Source organism: Staphylococcus sp. SA22 (genome assembly GCF_054165785.1).
In genome coordinates this window covers 21,598-44,142 of sequence record NZ_JBSZQY010000015.1, presented here as the reverse complement: position 1 = coordinate 44,142, position 22,545 = coordinate 21,598, and the positions used below count along the sequence as shown (strand labels likewise).

23 protein-coding genes and 3 pseudogenes are annotated in these 22,545 nt (G+C 33.8%); 20 read left to right on the top strand and 6 right to left on the bottom strand.

Annotation, left to right across the window (positions count from 1 at the left end; all coding sequences use genetic code 11):
- Positions 1–77: 77 nt before the first annotated feature.
- From ACXQH5_RS11605 to ACXQH5_RS11575, 7 genes and pseudogenes are all read left to right on the top strand, one after another.
- Positions 78–674 (top strand): annotated as a pseudogene (locus ACXQH5_RS11605) (tandem-type lipoprotein); the annotation flags it as partial.
- Positions 675–705: 31 nt separating this feature from the next.
- Positions 706–1,497 carry a tandem-type lipoprotein gene (locus ACXQH5_RS11600; protein ID WP_001269766.1) on the top strand — a complete coding sequence of 264 codons (792 nt, stop codon included), beginning with the start codon at positions 706–708 and terminating at the stop codon, positions 1,495–1,497.
- A gap of 69 nt (positions 1,498–1,566) precedes the next feature.
- The gene (lpl7, locus tag ACXQH5_RS11595) at positions 1,567–2,352 is read left to right on the top strand and encodes a tandem-type lipoprotein Lpl7 (RefSeq protein WP_000649614.1); all 786 of its coding nucleotides are present in this window, start codon (positions 1,567–1,569) and stop codon (positions 2,350–2,352) included.
- A gap of 165 nt (positions 2,353–2,517) precedes the next feature.
- Positions 2,518–3,333 carry a tandem-type lipoprotein gene (locus tag ACXQH5_RS11590; RefSeq protein ID WP_000970843.1) on the top strand — a complete coding sequence of 272 codons (816 nt, stop codon included), beginning with the start codon at positions 2,518–2,520 and terminating at the stop codon, positions 3,331–3,333.
- Complete coding sequence (locus ACXQH5_RS11585; RefSeq protein ID WP_000066174.1) at positions 3,326–4,651, top strand: alpha/beta hydrolase family protein; 1,326 nt, start codon at positions 3,326–3,328, stop codon at positions 4,649–4,651. Before ACXQH5_RS11590 ends, ACXQH5_RS11585 begins: the two co-directional genes overlap by 8 nt.
- Positions 4,648–4,971 (top strand): hypothetical protein, encoded by a 324-nt coding sequence (locus ACXQH5_RS11580; protein ID WP_000971501.1) that lies wholly within the window; start codon positions 4,648–4,650, stop codon positions 4,969–4,971. The genes ACXQH5_RS11585 and ACXQH5_RS11580 overlap by 4 nt, the downstream gene beginning before the upstream one ends.
- A 128-nt stretch (positions 4,972–5,099) precedes the next feature.
- Positions 5,100–5,321: pseudogene (locus ACXQH5_RS11575) on the top strand (hypothetical protein); the annotation flags it as partial.
- Between the two features lie 283 nt (positions 5,322–5,604).
- On the opposite strand, the gene ACXQH5_RS11570 reads toward ACXQH5_RS11575, so the two are convergent.
- Positions 5,605–5,865, bottom strand: a complete 261-nt coding sequence (locus ACXQH5_RS11570) for a hypothetical protein (RefSeq protein WP_072433528.1) — start codon at positions 5,863–5,865, stop codon at positions 5,605–5,607.
- 131 nt (positions 5,866–5,996) lie between these two features.
- Here ACXQH5_RS11570 and ACXQH5_RS11565 point away from each other — a divergent pair, with 131 nt between their 5' ends.
- Positions 5,997–7,199: a GTP-binding protein gene (locus ACXQH5_RS11565; protein WP_001062989.1), complete on the top strand. Its 1,203-nt coding sequence runs from the start codon at positions 5,997–5,999 to the stop codon at positions 7,197–7,199.
- 658 nt (positions 7,200–7,857) lie between these two features.
- Here ACXQH5_RS11565 and ACXQH5_RS11560 read toward each other — a convergent pair.
- The 4 genes from ACXQH5_RS11560 to ACXQH5_RS11545 all read right to left on the bottom strand — a co-directional run bounded on the left by ACXQH5_RS11560 (position 7,858) and on the right by ACXQH5_RS11545 (position 8,267).
- Positions 7,858–7,920 (bottom strand): phenol-soluble modulin PSM-alpha-4, encoded by a 63-nt coding sequence (locus ACXQH5_RS11560; protein WP_014532416.1) that lies wholly within the window; start codon positions 7,918–7,920, stop codon positions 7,858–7,860.
- A gap of 64 nt (positions 7,921–7,984) precedes the next feature.
- Positions 7,985–8,053, bottom strand: coding sequence for a phenol-soluble modulin PSM-alpha-3 (locus tag ACXQH5_RS11555; RefSeq protein ID WP_014373779.1), 69 nt, complete (start codon positions 8,051–8,053; stop codon positions 7,985–7,987).
- 51 nt (positions 8,054–8,104) lie between these two features.
- Positions 8,105–8,170 carry a phenol-soluble modulin PSM-alpha-2 gene (locus ACXQH5_RS11550; RefSeq protein ID WP_014373780.1) on the bottom strand — a complete coding sequence of 22 codons (66 nt, stop codon included), beginning with the start codon at positions 8,168–8,170 and terminating at the stop codon, positions 8,105–8,107.
- 31 nt (positions 8,171–8,201) lie between these two features.
- Positions 8,202–8,267, bottom strand: a complete 66-nt coding sequence (locus ACXQH5_RS11545; RefSeq protein WP_014373781.1) for a phenol-soluble modulin PSM-alpha-1 — start codon at positions 8,265–8,267, stop codon at positions 8,202–8,204.
- A gap of 518 nt (positions 8,268–8,785) precedes the next feature.
- Here ACXQH5_RS11545 and ACXQH5_RS11540 point away from each other — a divergent pair.
- The 3 genes from ACXQH5_RS11540 (at position 8,786) to ACXQH5_RS11530 (ending at position 13,512) form a co-directional block, all read left to right on the top strand.
- Positions 8,786–10,270, top strand: a complete 1,485-nt coding sequence (locus ACXQH5_RS11540; protein WP_000948291.1) for an NADH dehydrogenase subunit 5 — start codon at positions 8,786–8,788, stop codon at positions 10,268–10,270.
- Between the two features lie 12 nt (positions 10,271–10,282).
- Complete coding sequence (locus ACXQH5_RS11535) at positions 10,283–12,988, top strand: DUF2309 domain-containing protein (RefSeq protein ID WP_000211537.1); 2,706 nt, start codon at positions 10,283–10,285, stop codon at positions 12,986–12,988.
- A gap of 161 nt (positions 12,989–13,149) precedes the next feature.
- Positions 13,150–13,512, top strand: coding sequence for a Na-translocating system protein MpsC family protein (locus tag ACXQH5_RS11530; protein WP_000831495.1), 363 nt, complete (start codon positions 13,150–13,152; stop codon positions 13,510–13,512).
- Positions 13,513–13,739: 227 nt separating this feature from the next.
- On the opposite strand, the gene ACXQH5_RS11525 is transcribed toward ACXQH5_RS11530, so the two are convergent.
- On the bottom strand, positions 13,740–14,156 hold the full coding sequence (locus ACXQH5_RS11525) for a hypothetical protein (RefSeq protein WP_001789536.1): 417 nt from the start codon (positions 14,154–14,156) through the stop codon (positions 13,740–13,742).
- Between the two features lie 37 nt (positions 14,157–14,193).
- On the opposite strand from ACXQH5_RS11525, the gene ACXQH5_RS11520 reads away from it, so the two are divergent.
- The 9 genes and pseudogenes from ACXQH5_RS11520 (at position 14,194) to gmpC (ending at position 22,519) form a co-directional block, all read left to right on the top strand.
- Positions 14,194–14,868: a phosphatase PAP2 family protein gene (locus ACXQH5_RS11520; protein ID WP_000565826.1), complete on the top strand. Its 675-nt coding sequence runs from the start codon at positions 14,194–14,196 to the stop codon at positions 14,866–14,868.
- Between the two features lie 36 nt (positions 14,869–14,904).
- Positions 14,905–15,639 carry an alpha/beta hydrolase gene (locus tag ACXQH5_RS11515; RefSeq protein ID WP_001220814.1) on the top strand — a complete coding sequence of 245 codons (735 nt, stop codon included), beginning with the start codon at positions 14,905–14,907 and terminating at the stop codon, positions 15,637–15,639.
- A gap of 178 nt (positions 15,640–15,817) precedes the next feature.
- A pseudogene (locus tag ACXQH5_RS11510) lies at positions 15,818–15,896 on the top strand (hypothetical protein).
- Between the two features lie 165 nt (positions 15,897–16,061).
- Positions 16,062–17,399, top strand: coding sequence for a sodium-dependent transporter (locus ACXQH5_RS11505; RefSeq protein ID WP_000828722.1), 1,338 nt, complete (start codon positions 16,062–16,064; stop codon positions 17,397–17,399).
- A 216-nt stretch (positions 17,400–17,615) separates the two neighbouring features.
- Complete coding sequence (locus tag ACXQH5_RS11500) at positions 17,616–18,521, top strand: PLP-dependent cysteine synthase family protein (protein ID WP_000634111.1); 906 nt, start codon at positions 17,616–17,618, stop codon at positions 18,519–18,521.
- Positions 18,514–19,656: a bifunctional cystathionine gamma-lyase/homocysteine desulfhydrase gene (locus tag ACXQH5_RS11495; RefSeq protein ID WP_001036643.1), complete on the top strand. Its 1,143-nt coding sequence runs from the start codon at positions 18,514–18,516 to the stop codon at positions 19,654–19,656. The genes ACXQH5_RS11500 and ACXQH5_RS11495 overlap by 8 nt, the downstream gene beginning before the upstream one ends.
- Positions 19,657–19,951: 295 nt before the next feature.
- Entirely contained in the window at positions 19,952–20,977 is a 1,026-nt protein-coding gene (locus tag ACXQH5_RS11490; protein WP_000569284.1) for a methionine ABC transporter ATP-binding protein, read from the top strand.
- Between the two features lie 3 nt (positions 20,978–20,980).
- On the top strand, positions 20,981–21,640 hold the full coding sequence (locus ACXQH5_RS11485; protein WP_000467994.1) for a methionine ABC transporter permease: 660 nt from the start codon (positions 20,981–20,983) through the stop codon (positions 21,638–21,640).
- 36 nt (positions 21,641–21,676) lie between these two features.
- Complete coding sequence (gene gmpC / locus ACXQH5_RS11480) at positions 21,677–22,519, top strand: dipeptide ABC transporter glycylmethionine-binding lipoprotein (RefSeq protein ID WP_000825529.1); 843 nt, start codon at positions 21,677–21,679, stop codon at positions 22,517–22,519.
- The last annotated feature ends 26 nt before the right edge of the window (positions 22,520–22,545 follow it).

The following is a 22,545-nucleotide window of genomic DNA, read 5'->3' as shown; positions in this document are numbered from 1 at the left end:
TAAAATTATCTATAGGTTTTTAAAAATTGTACATGTTTAAACAATCAAAAGTGTACATTATTAAATTATCATTTCCAGACAAAGAAGGATATCGTGATGGGGAATTTAAAAAGGGCGATAAAGGGATGTGGACGATATATACAGATTTTGCTAAAAGCAATAAATCAGACGAATTGGATGATGAAGGTATGGTTTTAAATCTGGATAGAAATACTCGAACGGCTAAGGGATATTATTTTGTTAAGAAATTTTATGAAAAGGATAAATTTTCAGATAGAAAAAATTATAAAGTTGAAATGAAAAACAATAAAATTAGTTTATTAGACAAGGTAAACGATCCAAACCTTAAAGAAAGAATAGAAAATTTTAAGTTTTTTGGACAATATGCAAATTTTAAGGATTTGGAAAATTACAACAATGGCGACGTGTCAATAAATTGGAATGTTCCAAGTTATGACGTGGAATATAAAATGAGCAATAAAGATGAAAATGTTAAGCAATTAAGAAGTCGTTATAACATTCCTACTGATAAAGCTCCAATGTTAAAAATGCATATTGACGGGGACTTAAAAGGTAGTTCTGTTGGATATAAAAGGTTAGAAATAGACTTTTCAAAAGAAGATAGGGATATTTCAGTCATTGATTATTTAAGTTATAAGCCAGCGAAAAAATAGTATTGATAATTAAATATTAGGGTGTGAAATGATGAGATATTTAAAAAGAGTTGTACTGTACATAATTGTTATGGTTTTGAGTGTTTTTATAATAGGTTGTGATAAATCAAGCGATACTTCAGAAAAGCCAAAAGAAGATTCAAAAGAAGCACAAATTAAAAAGAGTTTTGCGAAAACGTTAGATATGTACCCTACTGAAAATCTAGAAGACTTTTATGACAAAGAGGGATATCGAGATGGAGAATTTAAAAAAGATGATAAAGGTACTTGGCTAATTAGATCTGAAATAGTTAAACAGCCAAAGGGCAAAGTGATGAAAACAAGAGGTATGCAATTATATATTAATAGAAATACCAAAACAGCCAAAGGTTTCTTTGTTTTGAAAGAAATAAGTGAAAAAAACAATCATGTAAATAAAGATAAGGAGGAAAAATACGAAGTGAAAATGGTAGGGAATAAAATTATTCCTACTGAACAAATTAATGATGAAAAAATAAAAAAAGAAATTGAAAACTTCAAGTTTTTTGTTCAATATGGAAATTTTAAAAATTTCGAAAAATACAACAATGGTGAGTTTTCATATAATCCAGAAGCACCAATTTATTCTGCTAAATATCAATTGCAAAATGACGATTACAATGTAAGGCAACTACTTAAAAGATATGAGATTTCAACAAAAGAAGCACCGAAGTTACTTTTGAAAGGTGGAGGAGATTTAAAAGATTCCTCAGTTGGTCAAAACGATATTGAATTTACTTTTGTTGAAAGAAAAGGTGAGAATATTTATTTTAACGATAGTGTTGAATTCATACCAAGTAAGTAAAGTTAAATTACAATGTGTGGTTTGATGAAATGATCAAATATCAAAAAATGTGCAAAGAGATGTGACAAGATGAAGTGTTTTCAGAAATTATACATATTTATATTAATTTTAATCGTATTAATGGCAGGATGCGAAAGTAATAAGATCACTGGAGATTCGAAAGAAACACAGATCAAAAAGAGCTTTGTGAAAACATTAGATGTATACCCTACGAAAAATCTAGAAGATTTTTATGACAAAGAAGGATATCGAGATGGCGAATTTAAAAAGGGTGACAAAGGTACATGGGTTATTAGATCTGAAATGACAACAGAACTGAAAAATGAAAATATGGTATCCAAAGGTATGGTCATACGTTTAAATAGAAATAGTAGAATATGCACTGGTGAATATTTTGTAAGGATAGTTAAAGAAGACAGTGAGGGCAAGGTATATAGTGATGAACGAAAATATCCAGTCAAAATTGAAAATAATAAAATCATTCCATTAAAACCAATTGATGATGAAAAAGTAAAAAAAGAAATTGAAGAATTTAAATTCTTTGTACAATACGGGAATTTCAAAGAATTGGAAAACTATAAAGACGGAGAAGTGACATATAACCCAGAAGCACCAATATACTCTGCACAATATCAATTGAAAAATAGTGATTATAATGTAGAACAACTACGTAAGCGATATAATATACCGACGAAAAAGGCGCCTAAATTATTATTGAAGGGTTCAGGTAATTTAAAAGGCTCATCAGTTGGATATAAAAATATTGAATTTACCTTTGTTGAAAATAAGAAAGAAAACATTTACTTCACAGATAGTGTCTACTTTAATCCAAGCGAGGATAAATATAATTACTAATATAAAAAATAACGTTAGAACATTTAATAATAAAGTTAAATGAATTACATGTATTAAATTGAATAAGTTAGTTTTGTTTGATAACATAAAAGTGTAATAATCACTATTTTATTAAGTTGTATGAAATATTCAAATGTTTATAAAATTAAAGCAGAGAGATGTGAAATGATGGAGTATATAAAAAAAATTGCTTTGTACATGAGTGTATTACTTTTAATCATTTTTATTGGGGGATGTGGAAATATGAAAGATGAACAGAAAAAAGAAGCACAAACAAATAAAACAAATTCAAAAGAAGAGCAAATCAAAAAGAGTTTTGCGAAAACGTTAGATATGTATCCAATTAAGAATCTCGAGGATTTATATGACAAAGAAGGATATCGTGATGGCGAGTTTAAAAAGGACGACAAGGGTACATGGACGATATATTCAGACTTTGCTAAAAGTAAAAAAGTAGGTGAATTGGATAGTGAAGGCATGGTACTACATTTGAATAGAAATACACGGACAGCTAAAGGATATTATTTTGTAAGAAAAACTTACGATGAAGAGGATAAGATGCCGCAAAGGAAAGATTATCGTGTTGAGCTTAAAAATAATAAAATAGTCCTTTTAGATAAAGTAGAAGATGAAGAGCTTAAACATAAAATAGAAAATTTTAAATTTTTTGGACAATATGCAGATTTTAAAGACTTGAAAAATTATCAAAATGGGAAAATATCGAGCAATGAAAATGTGCCATTTTATGAAGCAGAGTACAAAATGGAAAATAGTGATAGTAATGTAAAAAAACTTAGAGATGTTTATCCTATTACAACCAGTGAATCGCCAACTTTAAAATTTCATATAGATGGGGATATAAAAGGTAGCTCGGTAGGATATAAAAAAGTGGAATATATCTTTTCAAGGCAAAAAGATAACCAAATTTCTGTCAGTGACTTTTTAAATTATAACCCTTCGAAGGGGGAAAACAATGAGTAATAAATTTCGCTTAGACCATAGTCTTATAAATAATAAGACTGAGACAACTAGTGCAGTTTCTAAATTATCATATGAAATTGAAAATGCTAATCTTAATGGATTGCCAAAAAATAATTTACAAATGCAGTTTGATAGATTAAAAGTAACTAATGAATTCCCTTCAAATCTTGAATATATAGATAGTCACACAGATAAAAAGTACGGTGTGACAGCATCAGCTTTCCTAAACAAAGATACTGGGAAAGTAATTATTGGCATGACTGGTACAAATTTCAAAAAGGATGCCCTTGCGAAGCGATATTCGGGAAACGGAGACAAACAAGATAAAATAGACTCAGATGAGACTGAAAAGGATTTAATTTCCGATTTCGAAATTGGAATATCTCCTCCGTCTGATAAAAGCAAACATTATGAAGAAACACAAGAGTTCATCAAAAAAATAAAAAATAAGTATGACATTGATTTTATTACTGGGCATTCACTAGGTGGTAGAGAAGCGGTAATATTAGGAATGAGTAATGGTATTCCGAATATTGTTGTTTATAATCCAGCTCCTATTTCTATATTTAATTTGAACCCTAATTCCCCGGAAGGAAAACGTTTATTAGAATTATATAAGAATTATAAAGGTAATATTACTAGGTTTGTTGCAGAAAATGATGAATTGACAGAAAATCTGAAGAAATATAAGCATTTTATGTTTTTTGGTAATGATATAGTTCTTAAGAATGGTAAAGGTCATTCAATGGATGGATTCTTAACTGAACAAGAACAAAAAGCCATTAAAAAAGAACTTAAAAAAGTACAAGGTTATGTAGAAGAAAATAATAAGTCGTTCGTAAAAAATTCCAATAATGCTATGTCTAAATTAGCTAGTATAGAATTACTTAGAGCCAATATGATGACTACAAATGGTGGTTGGTTATCTTCTTCACAACAGAAAGTTTTAGAAAGTTTAACAGCTTTAACAATTGCACAGTCATTCAATCAACTGATAGAGGATGAAATTAATCAAATCAAAAAAATGTATAATGAAAAGAAAAAGAAATTTGAAAAAAATTGGGAAGACGCGCAAAAAGCTGGGAACGCTGTAGGTAAAGATTTAACCGTGAGTGAAGTGCTAGAAGCTTTAAATGAAGGTCAAGTGAATGAAAGTAGTATGGTAGGAGATCCTGAACAAATGATATCTCTAAATGAAAGGCAACTTTCAACGATAGGGTCTTCTATATCAAATTATATTCTAAGAGTTAGATTTAGTATTAATGAAATCGTTGATAAAGATCAAGTGCTTGCATCTCAAATAGGTGGATTACTATGATGTTTAATCAAATTAATAATAAAAATGAATTAGAAGAATCATATAATTCTGAGAAAAAACGTATAGAGAATGAACTGCAAAATTTGAATGAACTTAGGCATAGAGCTCGAAAAGAAAATGAACGTAGTTATGATGTTTTTCAATATTTGAAACGCGAAATGAATTATAGTGAAGATGCACAAAGGAAAATGACGAGAAATATAGAAGCGTATGAGCAAGAAATCAATGAGATAATTAGAAAGCAAGAATGGAAATTAGAAGAATATAAAGAAGACTTAAAAAAATCTTATGAAAACCAGTTAGATAAACTAAGTGATTGATAATTTGGAGGAGATTATATGAGTCCAATGATAGGACCAGTTATAGGACCGGATATAGTACCGGACATAGAACCGACTATAGTACCAGACATAGGACCGGATATTTCGTTAAGGAAAAAAGATGCTCAAAAAAAAACATTCGCACAGTTATTGCACCTGAACATAAGCATAAATACAAAGATATTGAAAACGGATTAAAAGGTGAAGAAAAAGTATTAATTAAACAAATGGCGCAACATTGCGAAGCTTTTAAAGCTAATTTTAAGGGCGCAGCTCAAGGAGAGTGGGTTAAAAGTGCCATGTCTGAGATAGACAGTATTAAGGATGATTTGAAAAAAATTAATAGCTAAACTACATATCATACTACTAAATAAAGCGACCAATGTTCAGTATATTCACAACTGACACTAGGCCGCTTCTTTTTAATTTATTCCCATGTAAAGTGATTCGAACCGAATCGAAATATCACACTCACAATTGTAAAAACACAACTTAAATTACTGTCCCGTATTAAACATATCCACATTCCAAACAGCAACAACAAAATCCTCAAGTACCAAAAGCTATGATCACTTTATCAAAATCAACGCAAGTTAACCTCTCTGGAACTACCCGCCATAAATCATCTTCACCTTACAAACCATAAAGCGCTGCAGTTAAGTATTGAATGGCATAGCCAATTGAAATGAAAATAGCAATCGTTATAATGGCACTACCAATTGTATATAAAGTATGTTTCGTAGATAAACCTTCCGTCTTAGAACCAAAAACACTTAGTAGAATAAATGCAATGCCAATGACATATAAAACTAAAATGACAAATAACATGTTTATACACCTCGATTCTCTTTCGTGAGATATATCTTTGTCTCCATTATAAAGTAAAGCGCTCAATAATTTAATTAAGTATACTATTTTTTTATTATCGAAGATTGCGAAAGAGGAAATGCTCCTATATAATGTAAAACGTAATTATTCCTATTTGCAAATGAACGAAACAAATAAATTGAAGTGAGGGTATATATATGGCTAAAATTCCAGTTACGGTATTAAGTGGTTATTTAGGCTCGGGGAAGACAACGTTGTTAAATCATATTTTACAAAATCGTGAAGGTCGACGTATCGCAGTAATTGTAAATGATATGAGTGAAGTTAATATCGATAAAGATCTTGTCGCAGATGGTGGGGGACTGTCGCGTACAGATGAAAAATTAGTCGAACTTTCTAATGGTTGTATCTGTTGTACACTTAGAGACGATTTATTAAAAGAAGTTGAGCGTTTAGTGAAAAAAGGTGGCATCGATCAAATTGTTATTGAGTCAACAGGGATTTCAGAGCCAGTACCTGTTGCACAAACTTTCTCATATATTGATGATGAACTTGGCATTGATCTTACAGCGATTTGCCGTTTAGATACAATGGTTACAGTTGTGGATGCTAACCGCTTCGTACATGACATTAACTCAGAAGATTTATTGATGGATCGTGATCAAAGCGTTGATGAAACAGATGAACGTTCGATTGCTGATTTATTAATTGACCAAGTTGAATTTTGTGATGTATTGATTATTAATAAAATAGATTTAATTAGTGAAGAAGAACTTGCGAAGTTAGAAAAAGTGTTAAGTGCATTGCAACCGACTGCTAAAATCATTAAGACAACAAATTCTGAAGTAGATTTAAAAGAAGTTTTAAATACGCAGCGTTTTGATTTTGAAAAAGCGAGCGAGTCAGCAGGATGGATCAAAGAACTTGAGTCTGGTGGGCATGCATCGCATACACCTGAAACAGAAGAATATGGTATATCATCGTTTGTATATAAACGTCGTCTACCTTTCCATGCTAAAAGGTTCAATGATTGGTTAGAAAGCATGCCAAATAATGTCGTTCGATCAAAAGGTATCGTATGGCTAGCACAATACAATCATGTAGCATGTCTATTATCTCAAGCAGGATCATCTTGCAATATTCATCCAGTTACATATTGGGTGGCTAGTATGTCTGAAGCGCAACAAACACAAATATTAGCAGAACGTCAAGATGTCGCAGCTGAATGGGATCCAGAATATGGCGATCGTCATACACAATTTGTCATTATTGGTACCGACTTAGATGAAGAAAAATTAACAAAAGAACTCGATGCATGCTTAGTCAATGCGCAAGAAATTGATGCAGATTGGCAACAATTTGAAGATCCATATCAATGGCAAATTAGACCAGCACGCTAAGTTGAATGAAGTGTAATCATTTTTAAATTGTGGCTTAATTGTTTGCAATTTATGACAATTAATAAAAAGTTAAGATGTTCTTAGGATCTTTTTGTTTTCAATCTATCTAAAGTGTGATAGTTTTGATAAAGCAGAAATTTGCATTTTATCCATAGGGCTAGGACATGTATGTGTCTTAGTCCTTTTTATATTTGCGTTGATGAAAAATGATAAAACCATCGTACCAACTGTTAATTGAAAGTACAATTATTGTTTAACGGTCATAAAAATGAGTGAAGTAATTGCAGCTATCAATGTACTATTACTGCTTACGGTCACACGAGTGTTTCAGACTAAACGTGCAACGAAATTCTGCACGCGGCCAATATATCTTGCGCTAGATCAAGAAGATCATTAAGATTTAGCACGCCAAATCATGAATTTCTCAGACCTCGAGTATCAAACATAAAACACGCCACAAAAATATAACGCGTCAGACTACAAAGATCACGAATATTCTGTACGTCCCACTAAGAACATCCTATACAAAAAATACCAAGACCATTTATTTGCAACAAATTACCCAGACTCACCTCATATCAATAAATCAACACAAAGCAAAGCCACCATCCCTATTGGTATAGTGGCCTGAGAATTTTAAGTATTCAATTCGCTTAAATTATTTTGCGAAAATGTCGATAATTGCTTTGATGATTTTAATGATAGTACCTACAATAGCCATCGTTTTGTCCTCCTGTATGTTGATTTAACATAGTGATGAGTTGTTGATCGTTAATGTTTGAGATTTAGTTGTTACCTAAAAATTTACCAAGTAAATCTTTAAAGAATTTGAATAATTTTGCTACGAATTCCATGTGAATGGCCCCCTTCAAATAAGATGTTCATATCTATGATATTTTTATAACTTACTTACCAGTGAATTTCTCAATTAATCCTTTAATGAATTTAATGATTCCTGCAATGATACCCATGTGAAAGACCTCCTTTGTTTGTTATGAAAACTTATTTACCAGTGAATTGTTCGATTAAGCTTTTGATAACTTTAATGATGCCAGCGATGATACCCATTAAGATTACCTCCTTTGCTTATGAGTTAACTTCATTGTACATAGTTATCTTGTGCGTAATTGATTTTTTTCCTAACTTGAATTGTTATGATCATAACTGCGAATTTTTTATTTTAAAAGGACGGGAAATACTGCCTAACTGTACAGGTGCATTTACAAAATCTTTACAATCATTGGTTTAATAGAGGTTAAGCTCATGAATTTGACATGAAGCAGAAATTTAATTATATTTTATGTTATAAGTTTAAAACGAATAACACGTTAGGTCTCGTCTAGGCAAGGCATTGGATCATGATGAATTGAACAGACAGAAGTAACATTTTATATACACATGTGCATGGGAGCACGCTTAAAGAGAACAGTGTAACAAGGTATATCAACATACCATGGTGCAGTGTCTAGTTAAACTGAAACCTGCAATAGTAAATTTTCTGCCATTATGTACAGAATCTACTATTGTAGGTTTTTATTTTTATACATAAGCATTATGCGAGAGATTAGAAATAAGGAGGTTATGCAGTGTTAAGTTTTCAATTGCTATTTTCACTGTTTGTTATTGCGCTTATCATTGCATTGATAAGTGGCTTGTTGTTTTTAGCACCAGTTATGCCAATGAGATATATTAAATTACATTTATACATACTAGTCATGCCAGTCTTATTTGCAGTAATTGGCTTTTTCGGTATTCATGGTCAACATGTCTTAGGTCCATTTAAAATAGATCGTTTATCTTGGTTATTAGCTGGCTTTGTAATGGCGCTTGGCTTTATTATTCAAAAGTTTTCAATGCGATATTTACTAGGTGATCATCATTATAGACATTACTTTCCATTGTTCACTGCGATTACGTCGTTTGCATCTTTAGCATGGATGTCTGAAGACTTAAGATTGATGGCACTCTGCTGGGGTATGACATTATTATGTTTAACATTGCTGATGAACGTTAATCGTTTTTGGAAAGTGCCACGTGAGTCTGCGAAATTATCGAGCATGACATTTTTATGTGGTTGGCTTGCATTCGTTGGAGCAATTGTATCTATTTATATTGCAACTGGCGAGTGGCGGGTATCACAACATATAGCGCATCCGACATGGTCATTGTTGACGAATGTACTACTTGTATTAGCTGTCATGATACCGGCAGCACAATTTCCTTTTCATCGATGGTTGATTGAATCTGTAACAGCACCAACGCCAGTATCGGCAATTATGCATGCAGGAATTGTGAATGCAGGTGGTGTTATTCTAACTCGTTTTGCGCCGATATTTGATAATGGATTTGCGATATCATTATTACTTATCCTTTCTAGTATTTCAGTATTGTTAGGATCAGGCATAAGTTTGGTTCAAGTTGACTATAAACGCCAATTAGTGGGCTCTACGATGAGTCAAATGGGCTTTATGTTAGTTCAATGCGCATTGGGCGTATATTCAGCAGCGATTATTCATTTAATATTGCACGGTATTTTTAAAGCAACATTATTTTTACAATCAGGTTCTATCGTGAAGCGATTCAATATTCCAAAACAAGCATCTGCTAAAGACGCTTATGGCTGGATTGTCATGGGACGTGTATTAGCTATTATCGTGGCATTTCTGTTTTGGATGAGTAGTGACAGAAGTGCATATGAAGTGTTAAGTGCACTCATTCTAGCATGGTCATTACTTGTATCTTGGAATCAAATGGTAGCCTTTAGTAAAGGGCGTATGGCACGTCTGGTTGGCATGATTTTGATTTCAATTGTGACATTTATCTACATCATCACACATAATTATTTTTACGATGTATTACAAAATATAACAACACATGCGACAACACCGCCTACAATTAGTGTCATCATTAGTGTTGTCATTTTAATCTTTGGTAGTTTATTAAGTATCTGGGTGGCGCGTCATCGATACTCTAAGGCTTTTGCGGTATTGTACGTGTGGTTAGTTAATCTAGGTGAAGCACGCTCGAAAGCGATAGAAAGTCATCCGAATTATTTGAAGAAGTATTTATAGGAGGTGAAAGGTATGACAACACAGTTAAATATCAATTCAGTCATTGAAAATGCGAAACGTGTTATTACACCATTATCACCGATTTCGATTTTTGCAGCACGAAATCCATGGGAAGGATTAGAAGCGGATACATTTGAAGATGTCGCAAAATGGTTACGTGATGTTCGAGATGTGGATATTTTCCCAAATAAAGCATTAATAGAAAGTGCTGTGGCACGTGGTGAATTAGACGAAAGTGTCTTTAATCAACTTGTTACTGATATGTTACTTGAACATCACTACAATATCCCGCAACACTACATCAATCTTTATATTGATAACATTAAAACATTAAAAGACGTACCTGCATCATATATGAATCATTCAAATGTTGATGTTGTTGCTGATCTACTATTAGAAAAATCAAAACGTGATATGGCTGAATCATATCATCACTATGATGTACGTCCGATGAGTGATGCAATAATAGATGAACAAGGTGAGCCACTTAGCGAACAAGTGAATCGTCAAATGATTAAATGGACGAAACTTTATATCGACCAATTTTTATCGAGTTGGACAATGCCGAAGCGTGAACAAAGTTTTTACCATGCATGGTTGCATTTAGCGCAACATGACCATAGTTTTACTAAAGCACAGCGCCAAGTGATTAAAGACTTACCCAATGATCCTAAAATGACGATAGAGTCAGTATTAAATCATTTTTCAATAGCGCAGGAAGACTACCAGGCTTATGTTGAAGGACATCTTTTGGCGTTACCGGGTTGGGCAGGTATGTTATACTACCGCTCACAACAGCATCACTTTGAACAACATTTGTTAACGGATTATTTGACCATTCGGTTAGTTGTCGAACAATTGCTAGTTGGTGATGAGTTTAAGTCAGTCACTAAAGATTGTGAAAGTAGATCGGAAAATTGGTTTAAGCAAACTGTTGCATCATGGTGTTACTACAGTGATATGCCTAGCGATGTATTACTACAACATGACGTCAATGAAATTCAAACGTTTATTCATTTTGCAGCAACTATGAATAAAAATGTATTTAAAAATTTATGGTTGATTGCCTGGGAAATGACATACGAATCTCAGTTAAAACAAAAAATTAAAGCAGGTCATGAAAGTTTGGCGGGCGTATTAGATGTAAACCAAGTAAATGTTACTGAAAATGACAACGCTAATCAGTCACATTCAGTATCGTTAAATGATACACAAGCAGTTGATGAAAATAATAGCGAGCTAAATCAGGTGGGCACATCAACGAAAGCGCAAATTGCATTTTGTATAGATGTTCGTTCAGAACCATTTCGTAGACATATCGAAGCAGCAGGTCCATTTGAAACGATTGGTATTGCAGGTTTCTTTGGATTACCTATTCAAAAAGATGCCGTAGACGAACAATTCAAACATGATTCATTACCTGTCATGGTACCGCCGGCATATCGCATTAAAGAGTTTGCAGACCGTTACGATATGAATGTTTATCGACAACAGCAACAGACAATGTCATCGATGTTTTACACATTTAAATTGATGAAAAATAATGTCATGCCTAGTCTGTTATTGCCTGAATTAAGTGGGCCATTTTTAAGCTTGAGTACCATTGTCAATACGATTATGCCTAGAAAAAGTCGCGCGTCTTTACAGAAAATAAAACAAAAATGGTTGAAGAAACCTGAAACAAAGTTAACGATTGATCGTGAGTTTGACAGAACATCAGACTTACCTGTTGGATTTACTGAGCAAGAGCAAATTGATTTCGCGTTACAAGCGTTGAAATTGATGGATTTAACCGAAGCATTTGCGCCGTTCGTTGTGTTAGCAGGTCATGCTAGTCATTCTCACAATAATCCACATCATGCATCACTCGAATGTGGGGCTTGTGGTGGTGCATCAAGCGGTTTTAATGCTAAGTTATTAGCGATGATTTGTAATCGTCCAAATGTCAGACAAGGATTAAAACAAGCAGGTGTGTATATTCCAGAGACAACTGTTTTTGCGGCAGCAGAACATCATACGTCTACTGATACGTTGGCATGGGTATATGTGCCAGACACATTATCAGCTTTAGCTCTAGATGCATATGAATCATTGAATGACGCTATGCCGATGATTTCTGAACACGCGAATCGCGAACGTTTGGACAAACTGCCAACGATTGGTCGTGTGAATCATCCAGTGGAAGAAGCGCAGCGGTTTGCGAGTGATTGGAGTGAAGTACGTCCAGAATGGGGCTTGGCTAAAAATGCATCATTTATAATTGGACGACGCCAATTAACAAAAGGCATTGATTTAGAAGGGCGGACATTTTTACACAATTATGATTGGCGTAAAGATAAAGATGGCACATTGTTAAATACCATCATTTCTGGTCCGGCACTTGTGGCACAATGGATTAATTTACAATATTATGCGTCGACAGTTGCGCCGCATTTTTACGGCAGTGGGAATAAAGCGACACAAACCGTCACGTCAGGTGTTGGTGTCATGCAAGGTAATGCGAGTGATCTGATGTATGGCTTATCATGGCAATCTGTTATGGCTGCTGATCGAACGATGTATCATTCCCCTATTCGTTTACTTGTCGTTATTCAGGCACCCGACTATGTTGTAGCTAGACTACTCGCGAATAATGAGCATTTCGCTAGGAAGGTGTCTAATCATTGGCTGCGTTTAATGAGTGTTAATGAGGAAGGGCGTTTTAAAAGTTGGATTTAACGATGAAATGTTGCGATGCTAAGTAACTAATATATCATCATATCTACAATGTTCTAGCTTCTTAAAATATACTAAAAATGATAAACTTAATGTAATAGTTGATGTCGTGATAACGATACAAAGATGAAGTAATCAATTTTAATATTATTGGAGTTAGTGATATGAAAAGAACGAAAGGTGAAATCGAAGCTGAAATCAGTAAAGCCATTACGCAATGGGAAAAAGATTTCCTTGGCAGAGGTTCCTTGTCGGTTAAATCAGACATTTTAAGAGATATGGTGATTATTAGTTTGCAAGGTATCTTAACGCCAGCAGAATATCGTGTGTGTAGTACGAATGAAGGATTATTAAATATTAAACGAACACGTTCTGAATTAGTTGAATCCGGTGAGCAAGATTTGAATGATATCATTTTTAAAATTACAGGTATCAAAGTGATGAGCTTCCATAGTGATTTAAGTACAGTTACAGGTGAACGTATTATCGTATTCAAACTTGAGGATAATTTGGAAAAGCATATTTAAGAAGGTTAGGTATGCTTCTGCAGGCTTATTAAAGCTATAGAAGTATGCTCGGTTAAACAGCGCAACGCCATATATTTGGGTGTGCTGTTTTTCTATTATATGATGTGTTTATCATCTGGAAGAATATGTGGCTCTGAATATAGCCCGTGAAAGGCGTATGGCATAAAATTTGCGAATGGTGACAAGTCAACGCAAGCATATTTGTTGCGAGACTGCCCACTATCCTTTTACATAAAGAGTATATGTGTGACGTAGGCATATAATCGATAAAGTATACCTAAAAAATTAGGTATAATAACCATTGTTGCAATAAGTTTTTCGGCCTTGAAACCGATAACGCATAGTATAATAGGAATAAAATATAATACAAATATCCAGTAAATCAAATTTGAAAACGATGGATGTATAGGGGTAAAGAATCTAACTAATGTAATGATTAACGCTATATAGACAAAAATTACTCTATTGATACGCCTTACCCCCTCTGTATAATAAATATAGATCGTACTAAATTGAAAATAGCAAAATATTGTTATTTCAATTATACAATGTTTTATTTGCAATATACATAACAATATGAACTTTATAATTTTGATATTGTCGGTAAAGTGAAATTTGTGGCACATTGATATTATGGATAACATTTGTAAAATGAAAATGATGATACGAGGAGATTGTAAGATGATAGATAAAAAATTAACATCACCGAAAATGACAGTGCCTTTATTTTTAATCGCGCTGATTGTATTTATAGGTATGTTTTACAGTGTAGTGACAAGCCAAGAATGGCTTAAAAATTTAGATATGGGATCATTAACATGGTTTACAGATTATTTCGGTGAGCCACAACGTCAGTATGTTAACAATTTGTTTAATTACTATATGACGTTTAGTGCGGAAATTGGAGATGTCAAAGGTGTCGTGTTGATTTCCATTATCGTCACAATCATACTGTTTATTAAACAGAGGCATTTAGCGGTTTGGTTTGTGACATATTTGGTTTCAGGTGTCATCATGAACAAATTAATTAAAGATACTGTTTTACGTCCAAGACCATATAATCATTTAGCCGTTGATACAGGCTTTTCATTTCCGAGTGGACATTCTAACGCCAGCACATTATTATATTTCGCCTTAATGATCATTATTATTTCAGTTGCTGCTAAGACAATAACAAAAGTGTTGAGTGCGCTGGTTATGGGGATATTATGGCTTAGCATATTATTTTGTCGCCTTTATTTTCATGCGCATTACTTTTCAGATGTTATTGGCGGCACGTCACTAGCAATCATTTGGGTAGCGTTATTCTTAATGGTATACCCATACTTTATTAATCATCGACGACAACGCGTTTAGCAAACATCTTTAGACATAGTGGAGGTATATAGAAAAATGAGAATTAAAACACCGAGTCCATCTTATTTAAAAGGCACAAATGGACATGCGATATTATTATTACATTCATTTACAGGTACAAATCGGGATGTGAAGCATCTTGCAGCTGAGTTAAATGACCAAGGATTTAGTTGTTATGCACCGAATTATCCAGGTCATGGTTTATTGTTGAAAGATTTCATGACATATAATGTAGATGATTGGTGGGAAGAAGTTGAGAAAGCTTACCAATTTTTAGTCAATGAAGGTTATGAATCTATCAGTGCAACTGGTGTGTCTTTAGGTGGATTAATGACATTAAAATTGGCGCAACACTACCCGTTGAAACGTATCGCTGTCATGTCAGCACCAAAGGAAAAGAGTGATAATGGCTTAATAGAACATTTAGTTTATTATAGTCAACGCATGTCGAATATTTTAAATTTAGATCAGCAAGCATCGAGTGCGCAATTAGCAGCAATTGATGATTATGAAGGTGAAATTACGAAGTTTCAACATTTTATTGATGATATCATGACAAATTTAAATGTTATTAAAATGCCAGCTAATATATTATTTGGTGGTAAAGATGCGCCATCCTATGAAACAAGTGCACACTTTATTTATGAACATTTAGGATCAGTAGACAAAGAATTAAATGGTCTGAAGGATTCGCATCATTTAATGACACATGGAGAAGGCAGAGATATTTTAGAAGAAAATGTCATTCGCTTTTTCAATGCTTTAACATAATTGAAGATTTTAAAAATTAACACTTGAGTGACGATGTTATTATATTTGTCATTTGAGTGTTTTTTGTGGCGTGATAGTATAGGGAACTTAGCTAAAGTTAATTTGTAGTGTGATGTCGTGGAAATTTTATGGGCATTGTACCTGAAGTTGATTTGTATTGTAATGTCGTGGGAATGTTATGGGCATTGTACCTGAAGTTGTTATGTGGCGAGATGTTGGCGCACGTATACAGCGTTGAACCAGAAATTTTAATGTAGTGTAATGACAACACATTACAAGTGATTTACTATATTATTATAAACCCAGGTGCTACCGTATTAATGAAACAATTTTGATGCAGGTGTATTGCATGTTATTTACATACATGTTAGAGTGTTACTTAAACACGTAGACGCTTTAACGCTTTAAAGGAGATGTGAATGATGAAAAGACAACAATCACAATGGAAGTCATCAACTGGATTTATTTTAGCTAGTGCGGGTTCTGCAATCGGTCTTGGTGCCATGTGGAAATTCCCATATATGGCAGGGATCTATGGCGGCGGTGCCTTTCTAGCTATGTTCTTAATATTCACCATTTTTGTTGGGTTACCATTACTCATTATGGAATTCACTGTTGGGAAAATGGGACGGACGTATACAACACAAATATATAGTAAATTAACTGGCAAGAAATGGCTCAATATCATTGGCTGGAACGGTAATTTGGCAGTGTTTATTTTATTTGGCTTCTATAGTGTTATCGGTGGTTGGATTGTCATTTACATCGGACAAGTATTATGGCAATTAGTTATATTTCAACGCATCAATCATCTCCAAGAAATGAATTTTGAAGCGGTAATATCAAATCCTTGGTTAACCGTTCTAGGGCAAGGTATATTCATATTCGCTACGATGATTATTGTCATGTTAGGTGTTGAAAAAGGATTAGAAAAGGCATCGAAAGTTATGATGCCGTTGCTGTTTGTCTTTTTAATCATCATTGTGATTAAGTCTTTAACATTAGATGGCGCCTTAGAAGGTGTGAAATTTATTTTACAACCAAGAGTGTCAGAGATTACTGCTGACGGTATCTTGTTTGCGCTAGGCCAATCATTCTTTACGTTATCATTAGGAACTACAGGTATGATTACTTATGCGAGTTATGCCTCTAAAGACATGACGATTAAGTCATCAGCTATTTCTATCGTTGTTATGAATATCTTTGTATCTGTATTGGCAGGCTTAGCTATATTTCCGGCGTTACATAGTTTTGGCTATGAACCACAAGAAGGGCCTGGATTATTATTTAAAGTACTGCCAATGGTCTTTAGTCAAATGCATCTAGGCACATTATTCTATTTGGGATTCTTAGTGCTGTTCTTATTTGCGGCTTTAACGTCATCTATTTCTTTATTAGAATTAAATGTTTCTAACTTCACGAAGAATGACAATACAAAACGTAAAAAAGTCGCAGTGATCGGTAGTATTTTAGTATTTATCATTAGTATTCCAGCAACCTTATCTTTTGGTATCTTAAAAGATGTAAGATTCGGTGCGGGAACGATTTTTGATAATATGGATTTCATCGTTTCGAATGTATTGATGCCATTAGGCGCATTAGGTACTACGCTTGTCGTAGGACAATTATTAGATAAAAAATTATTACAACAATATTTTGGTAAAGATCGATTTAGATTATTCAGTGGTTGGTATTACTTAATTAAGTATGCGATGCCTGTCGTTATTATTTTAGTCTTTATCGTGCAATTATTTAGTTAATATATAGAAGCATCTGACACACAAGTATTTGTGTTGCTCAGGTGTTTTTTTGTTTGGAATTGAAAAGTTTGTACTGGTTCTGAATTAATCGAAACTTAGATAATTGCAAAATAACAAAATGTCGTTTTTAATTCTTATCTGAAAAGTAAGAATTAAAATTGAGACATGAAGAAAGGTTTCATTCATTTGATCGGCATGTCAGATGAGGGTGCATCTATGATTACTTATGATTTAATTGGCAATACACCATTAGTACTGTTAGAACATTATAGTGATGATAAAGTTAAAATTTATGCCAAGCTTGAACAATGGAATCCTGGAGGCAGTGTTAAAGACAGACTCGGGAAATATTTAGTAGAGATGGCAATTCAAGAAGGGCGTGTGCGTGCAGGTCAAACTATTGTTGAAGCGACTGCTGGCAATACAGGCATAGGGTTAGCTATTGCAGCAAATAGACATCATTTGAAATGTAAGATCTTTGCGCCGTATGGTTTTTCAGAAGAAAAGATTAATATTATGATAGCGCTTGGTGCAGATGTTTCAAGAACGAGTCAGTCTGAAGGTATGCATGGGGCACAATTAGCTGCACGTTCCTATGCTGAAAAATATGGTGCCGTTTATATGAATCAATTTGAATCCGAACATAATCCGGATACATATTTTCATACATTGGGACCTGAATTGACTTCTGCATTACAGCAAATTGATTATTTTGTGGCTGGTATTGGCTCTGGTGGTACATTTACAGGTACCGCACGTTATTTAAAGCAACATCACGTGCAATGTTATGCCGTTGAGCCAGAAGGGTCCGTGTTAAATGGAGGGCCAGCTCATGCACATGACACTGAAGGTATCGGTTCTGAGAAATGGCCGATATTTTTAGAAAGAAGTCTTGTAGATGGGATATTTACGATTAAAGACCAAGATGCCTTTCGAAATGTCAAAAGTTTGGCAAAGCATGAAGGATTACTGGTAGGCAGTTCTTCAGGTGCAGCATTACAAGGTGCATTGAATTTAAAAGCGCAATTATCTGAAGGTACGATTGTTGTCGTATTTCCAGATGGTAGTGATCGATATATGTCTAAGGAAATATTTAATTATGAGGAGAATGATTATGAATAAGAAAACGAAATTAATTCACGGTGGACACACAACGGACGACTATACAGGTGCAGTTACAACACCAATTTATCAAACAAGTACATATTTACAAGATGATATTGGTGATTTATGTCAAGGATATGAATATTCTCGTACTGCGAATCCAACAAGAAGTTCTGTAGAAAGCGTTATTGCGGCATTAGAAAATGGCAAACATGGCTTTGCATTTAGTTCAGGTGTTGCAGCAATCAGTGCAGTTGTTATGCTGTTTGACAAAGGTGATCATATTATTTTAAATTCAGATGTATACGGCGGTACTTATCGCGCATTGACAAAAGTATTTACACGATTTGGCATTGAAGTGGATTTTGTAGATACAACGAATACAGATTCAATTGTACAAGCGATACGCCCAACAACAAAGATGTTGTTTATTGAAACACCTTCTAATCCATTATTACGTGTTACTGACATTAAAAAGTCTGCTGAAATTGCGAAAGAACACGGTTTGATTTCAGTCGTTGATAACACATTTATGACACCTTATTATCAGAATCCATTAGATTTAGGCATCGATATTGTCTTACATTCTGCAACGAAATATTTAGGTGGACATAGTGATGTCGTTGCTGGTTTAGTTGCAACATCGGATGACAAGCTTGCAGAACGTTTAGCATTTATTTCAAATTCAACAGGTGGCATTTTAGGACCTCAAGATAGCTATTTACTTGTGAGGGGTATTAAAACATTAGGTTTACGTATGGAACAAATTAATCGCAGTGTTATTGAAATTATTAAAATGTTACAAGCACATCCAGCTGTGCAACAAGTGTTCCATCCAAGTATTGAAAGTCATTTAAATCATGATGTCCATATGGCTCAAGCGGATGGCCATACAGGTGTGATTGCATTTGAAGTGGAAGATACAGAAAGTGCCAAACAATTGATTAAAGCAACATCGTATTACACATTGGCTGAAAGTTTAGGTGCAGTAGAAAGTTTAATTTCAGTACCTGCATTGATGACACATGCATCTATTCCAGCAGATATTCGAGCTAAAGAAGGTATTACGGACGGACTTGTAAGAATTTCTGTAGGTATTGAAGATACTGAAGATTTAGTGGATGATTTAAAACAAGCACTAGATACGTTATAAATAATAGCAGCACTGGCATATATTTTGAGTTCAACGTTTGTTGTTCTTGAATATGCTAGTGCTTTTTTTGTGCGATGTTAATATTTAGTAATTGCGTTGTGGACGTTTGGTGGACATTTTTATGGATTTAATTCGATAAATGTCATAGTAGTCTCACAATTCATCATTATCACATGAATTGCTTATTTTTTTAATTTTTTAGAAAATTCGGCAAATTGTATTGACGATATATGCAATTTTACATATAATGCTCTTATTCCTAGTGGATTAATAAGAATTTGTAGGAGGGGCGATGATGATTGAGTTTCGACAAGTTAGTAAATCATATCATAAGAAAAAGCAAACAATAGATGCTTTGAAGGACGTATCATTTACGGTCAATCGCAATGATATTTTTGGTGTGATTGGATATAGTGGTGCAGGAAAAAGTACGTTGGTAAGACTCGTGAATCATCTTGAAGCTGCCTCGAATGGACAAGTGATTGTAGATGGACATGATATTACGAATTATAGCGATAAAATGATGAGGGATATTAAGAAAGATATCGGTATGATATTTCAGCATTTTAATTTACTAAATTCAGCTACGGTATTTAAAAATGTAGCTATGCCGCTCATTTTAAGTAAGAAAAGCAAAACAGAAATTAAGCAACGAGTAACGGAAATGCTTGAATTTGTAGGATTGAGTGATAAAAAAGACCAATTTCCTGATGAATTATCTGGTGGGCAGAAGCAAAGGGTGGCTATTGCAAGAGCGCTTGTTACTAATCCGAAAATACTCCTATGCGATGAAGCAACAAGCGCATTGGATCCAGCAACGACTGCTTCGATATTGACGTTATTAAAGAATGTCAATCAAACCTTTGGCATTACAATTATGATGATTACACATGAAATGCGCGTTATTAAAGACATTTGTAATCGTGTTGCTGTAATGGAAAAGGGGCAAGTGGTTGAAACAGGAACTGTTAAAGAGGTATTTATTCACCCTAAAACGACGATTGCACAAAATTTTGTGTCTACAGTTATACAGACTGAGCCAAGTACATCATTGATTCGTCGATTGAATGATGAACAAGTTGGCGATTTTAAAGATTATAAAATCTTCGTCGAGGAAACTCAGGTGACACAACCGATTATAAATGACTTGATTCAAATTTGTGGTAGAGAGGTTAAAATTTTATTTTCATCTATGTCAGAAATACAAGGTAACACCGTATGTTATATGTGGCTTCGATTTAATATGGATCAACAATTTGATGACACGACAATAAATCAATATTTCAAAGAGAAAAATATTCAATTTGAGGAGGTGCATTAACATATGTTTGGTTCTGATTTAGACAGTGCACAGTTATTACAAGCATTATACGAAACGCTATATATGGTATCTATTGCTTTATTTTTAGGAGCAGTGATTGGTATTCCATTAGGTGTCTTATTGGTAATTACTCGAAAACAAGGCATATGGCCCAATATAGTGATACATCAAGTTTTAAATCCTTTAATCAATATTTTAAGGTCACTACCATTTATTATTTTGTTAATTGCGATTGTGCCATTCACAAAATTAGTAGTAGGTACTTCAATTGGTACGACTGCTGCCATCGTACCTTTAACTGTATATGTGGCACCTTACATTGCAAGACTTGTTGAAAACTCATTGTTGGAAGTAGACGAGGGGATTATTGAAGCGGCGAAAGCGATGGGCGCTTCACCACTACAAATCATTAGATATTTTTTAATTCCTGAAGCGTTAGGTTCATTAGTATTAGCAATTACCACTGCGATTATTGGACTTATTGGAAGTACGGCGATGGCAGGAGCTGTTGGCGGTGGTGGTATAGGAGACTTAGCTTTAGTGTATGGTTATCAAAGATTTGATACGACGGTCATTATTATTACCGTTATTGTATTAGTCATTATTGTCCAAGTGATTCAAACGCTAGGGAATGTCCTAGCTAGATTCATACGTAGACATTAATGATATATAGTGAATATTTTGAAAGGAATTGATAGAATGAAAAGATTGATTGGGTTAGTTATCGTAGCACTTGTATTATTAGCAGCGTGTGGTAGTAACAATGATAAAAAAGTAACAATTGGTGTCGCATCAAATGACACTAAGGCTTGGGAGAAGGTAAAAGAATTAGCTAAAAAAGATGATATTGACGTGGAGATTAAGCACTTCTCCGATTACAATTTACCGAATAAAGCATTAAACGATGGTGATATTGATATGAATGCATTCCAACATTTTGCATTTTTAGATCAATATAAAAAGGCACATAAAGGAACAAAGATTTCAGCATTAAGTACAACAGTTTTAGCACCGTTGGGTATTTACTCAGATAAAATTAAAGATGTCAAAAAGGTTAAAGATGGTGCTAAAGTTGTCATTCCAAATGATGTATCAAACCAAGCACGTGCACTTAAACTATTAGAAGCAGCTGGTTTAATAAAACTGAAAAAAGATTTCGGATTAGCAGGTACAGTGAAAGATATAACGTCAAATCCAAAACATTTAAAAATTACTGCAGTAGACGCACAACAAACTGCACGTGCTTTATCTGATGTCGATATTGCAGTTATTAATAATGGAGTCGCAACTAAAGCTGGAAAAGATCCAAAAAATGATCCGATTTTCTTGGAAAAATCAGATTCAGATGCTGTAAAGCCATATATTAATATTGTTGCAGTTAACGACAAAGACTTGGATAACAAAACATATGCTAAAATCGTAGAATTGTATCATTCAAAAGAAGCTCAAAAAGCGTTGCAGGAAGATGTCAAAGATGGAGAGAAACCTGTTAATTTATCTAAAGATGAGATTAAGGCAATAGAAACGTCATTAGCAAAATAAATTATATTGCGTCCTACAAGCAAAGT

Excerpts from the sequence above, each read along its gene's own strand:
- ACXQH5_RS11600 (WP_001269766.1), top strand. The coding sequence starts at position 706 with ATGAGATATTTAAAAAGAGTTGTACTGTACATAATTGTTATGGTTTTG.
- lpl7 (WP_000649614.1), top strand. The coding sequence starts at position 1,567 with ATGAAGTGTTTTCAGAAATTATACATATTTATATTAATTTTAATCGTA.
- ACXQH5_RS11590 (WP_000970843.1), top strand. The coding sequence starts at position 2,518 with ATGATGGAGTATATAAAAAAAATTGCTTTGTACATGAGTGTATTACTT.
- ACXQH5_RS11585 (WP_000066174.1), top strand. The coding sequence starts at position 3,326 with ATGAGTAATAAATTTCGCTTAGACCATAGTCTTATAAATAATAAGACT.
- ACXQH5_RS11580 (WP_000971501.1), top strand. The coding sequence starts at position 4,648 with ATGATGTTTAATCAAATTAATAATAAAAATGAATTAGAAGAATCATAT.
- ACXQH5_RS11565 (WP_001062989.1), top strand. The coding sequence starts at position 5,997 with ATGGCTAAAATTCCAGTTACGGTATTAAGTGGTTATTTAGGCTCGGGG.
- ACXQH5_RS11535 (WP_000211537.1), top strand. The coding sequence starts at position 10,283 with ATGACAACACAGTTAAATATCAATTCAGTCATTGAAAATGCGAAACGT.
- ACXQH5_RS11530 (WP_000831495.1), top strand. The coding sequence starts at position 13,150 with ATGAAAAGAACGAAAGGTGAAATCGAAGCTGAAATCAGTAAAGCCATT.
- ACXQH5_RS11525 (WP_001789536.1), bottom strand. The coding sequence starts at position 14,156 with ATGTTATCCATAATATCAATGTGCCACAAATTTCACTTTACCGACAAT.
- ACXQH5_RS11520 (WP_000565826.1), top strand. The coding sequence starts at position 14,194 with ATGATAGATAAAAAATTAACATCACCGAAAATGACAGTGCCTTTATTT.
- ACXQH5_RS11515 (WP_001220814.1), top strand. The coding sequence starts at position 14,905 with ATGAGAATTAAAACACCGAGTCCATCTTATTTAAAAGGCACAAATGGA.
- ACXQH5_RS11505 (WP_000828722.1), top strand. The coding sequence starts at position 16,062 with ATGAAAAGACAACAATCACAATGGAAGTCATCAACTGGATTTATTTTA.
- ACXQH5_RS11500 (WP_000634111.1), top strand. The coding sequence starts at position 17,616 with ATGATTACTTATGATTTAATTGGCAATACACCATTAGTACTGTTAGAA.
- ACXQH5_RS11495 (WP_001036643.1), top strand. The coding sequence starts at position 18,514 with ATGAATAAGAAAACGAAATTAATTCACGGTGGACACACAACGGACGAC.
- ACXQH5_RS11490 (WP_000569284.1), top strand. The coding sequence starts at position 19,952 with ATGATTGAGTTTCGACAAGTTAGTAAATCATATCATAAGAAAAAGCAA.
- ACXQH5_RS11485 (WP_000467994.1), top strand. The coding sequence starts at position 20,981 with ATGTTTGGTTCTGATTTAGACAGTGCACAGTTATTACAAGCATTATAC.
- gmpC (WP_000825529.1), top strand. The coding sequence starts at position 21,677 with ATGAAAAGATTGATTGGGTTAGTTATCGTAGCACTTGTATTATTAGCA.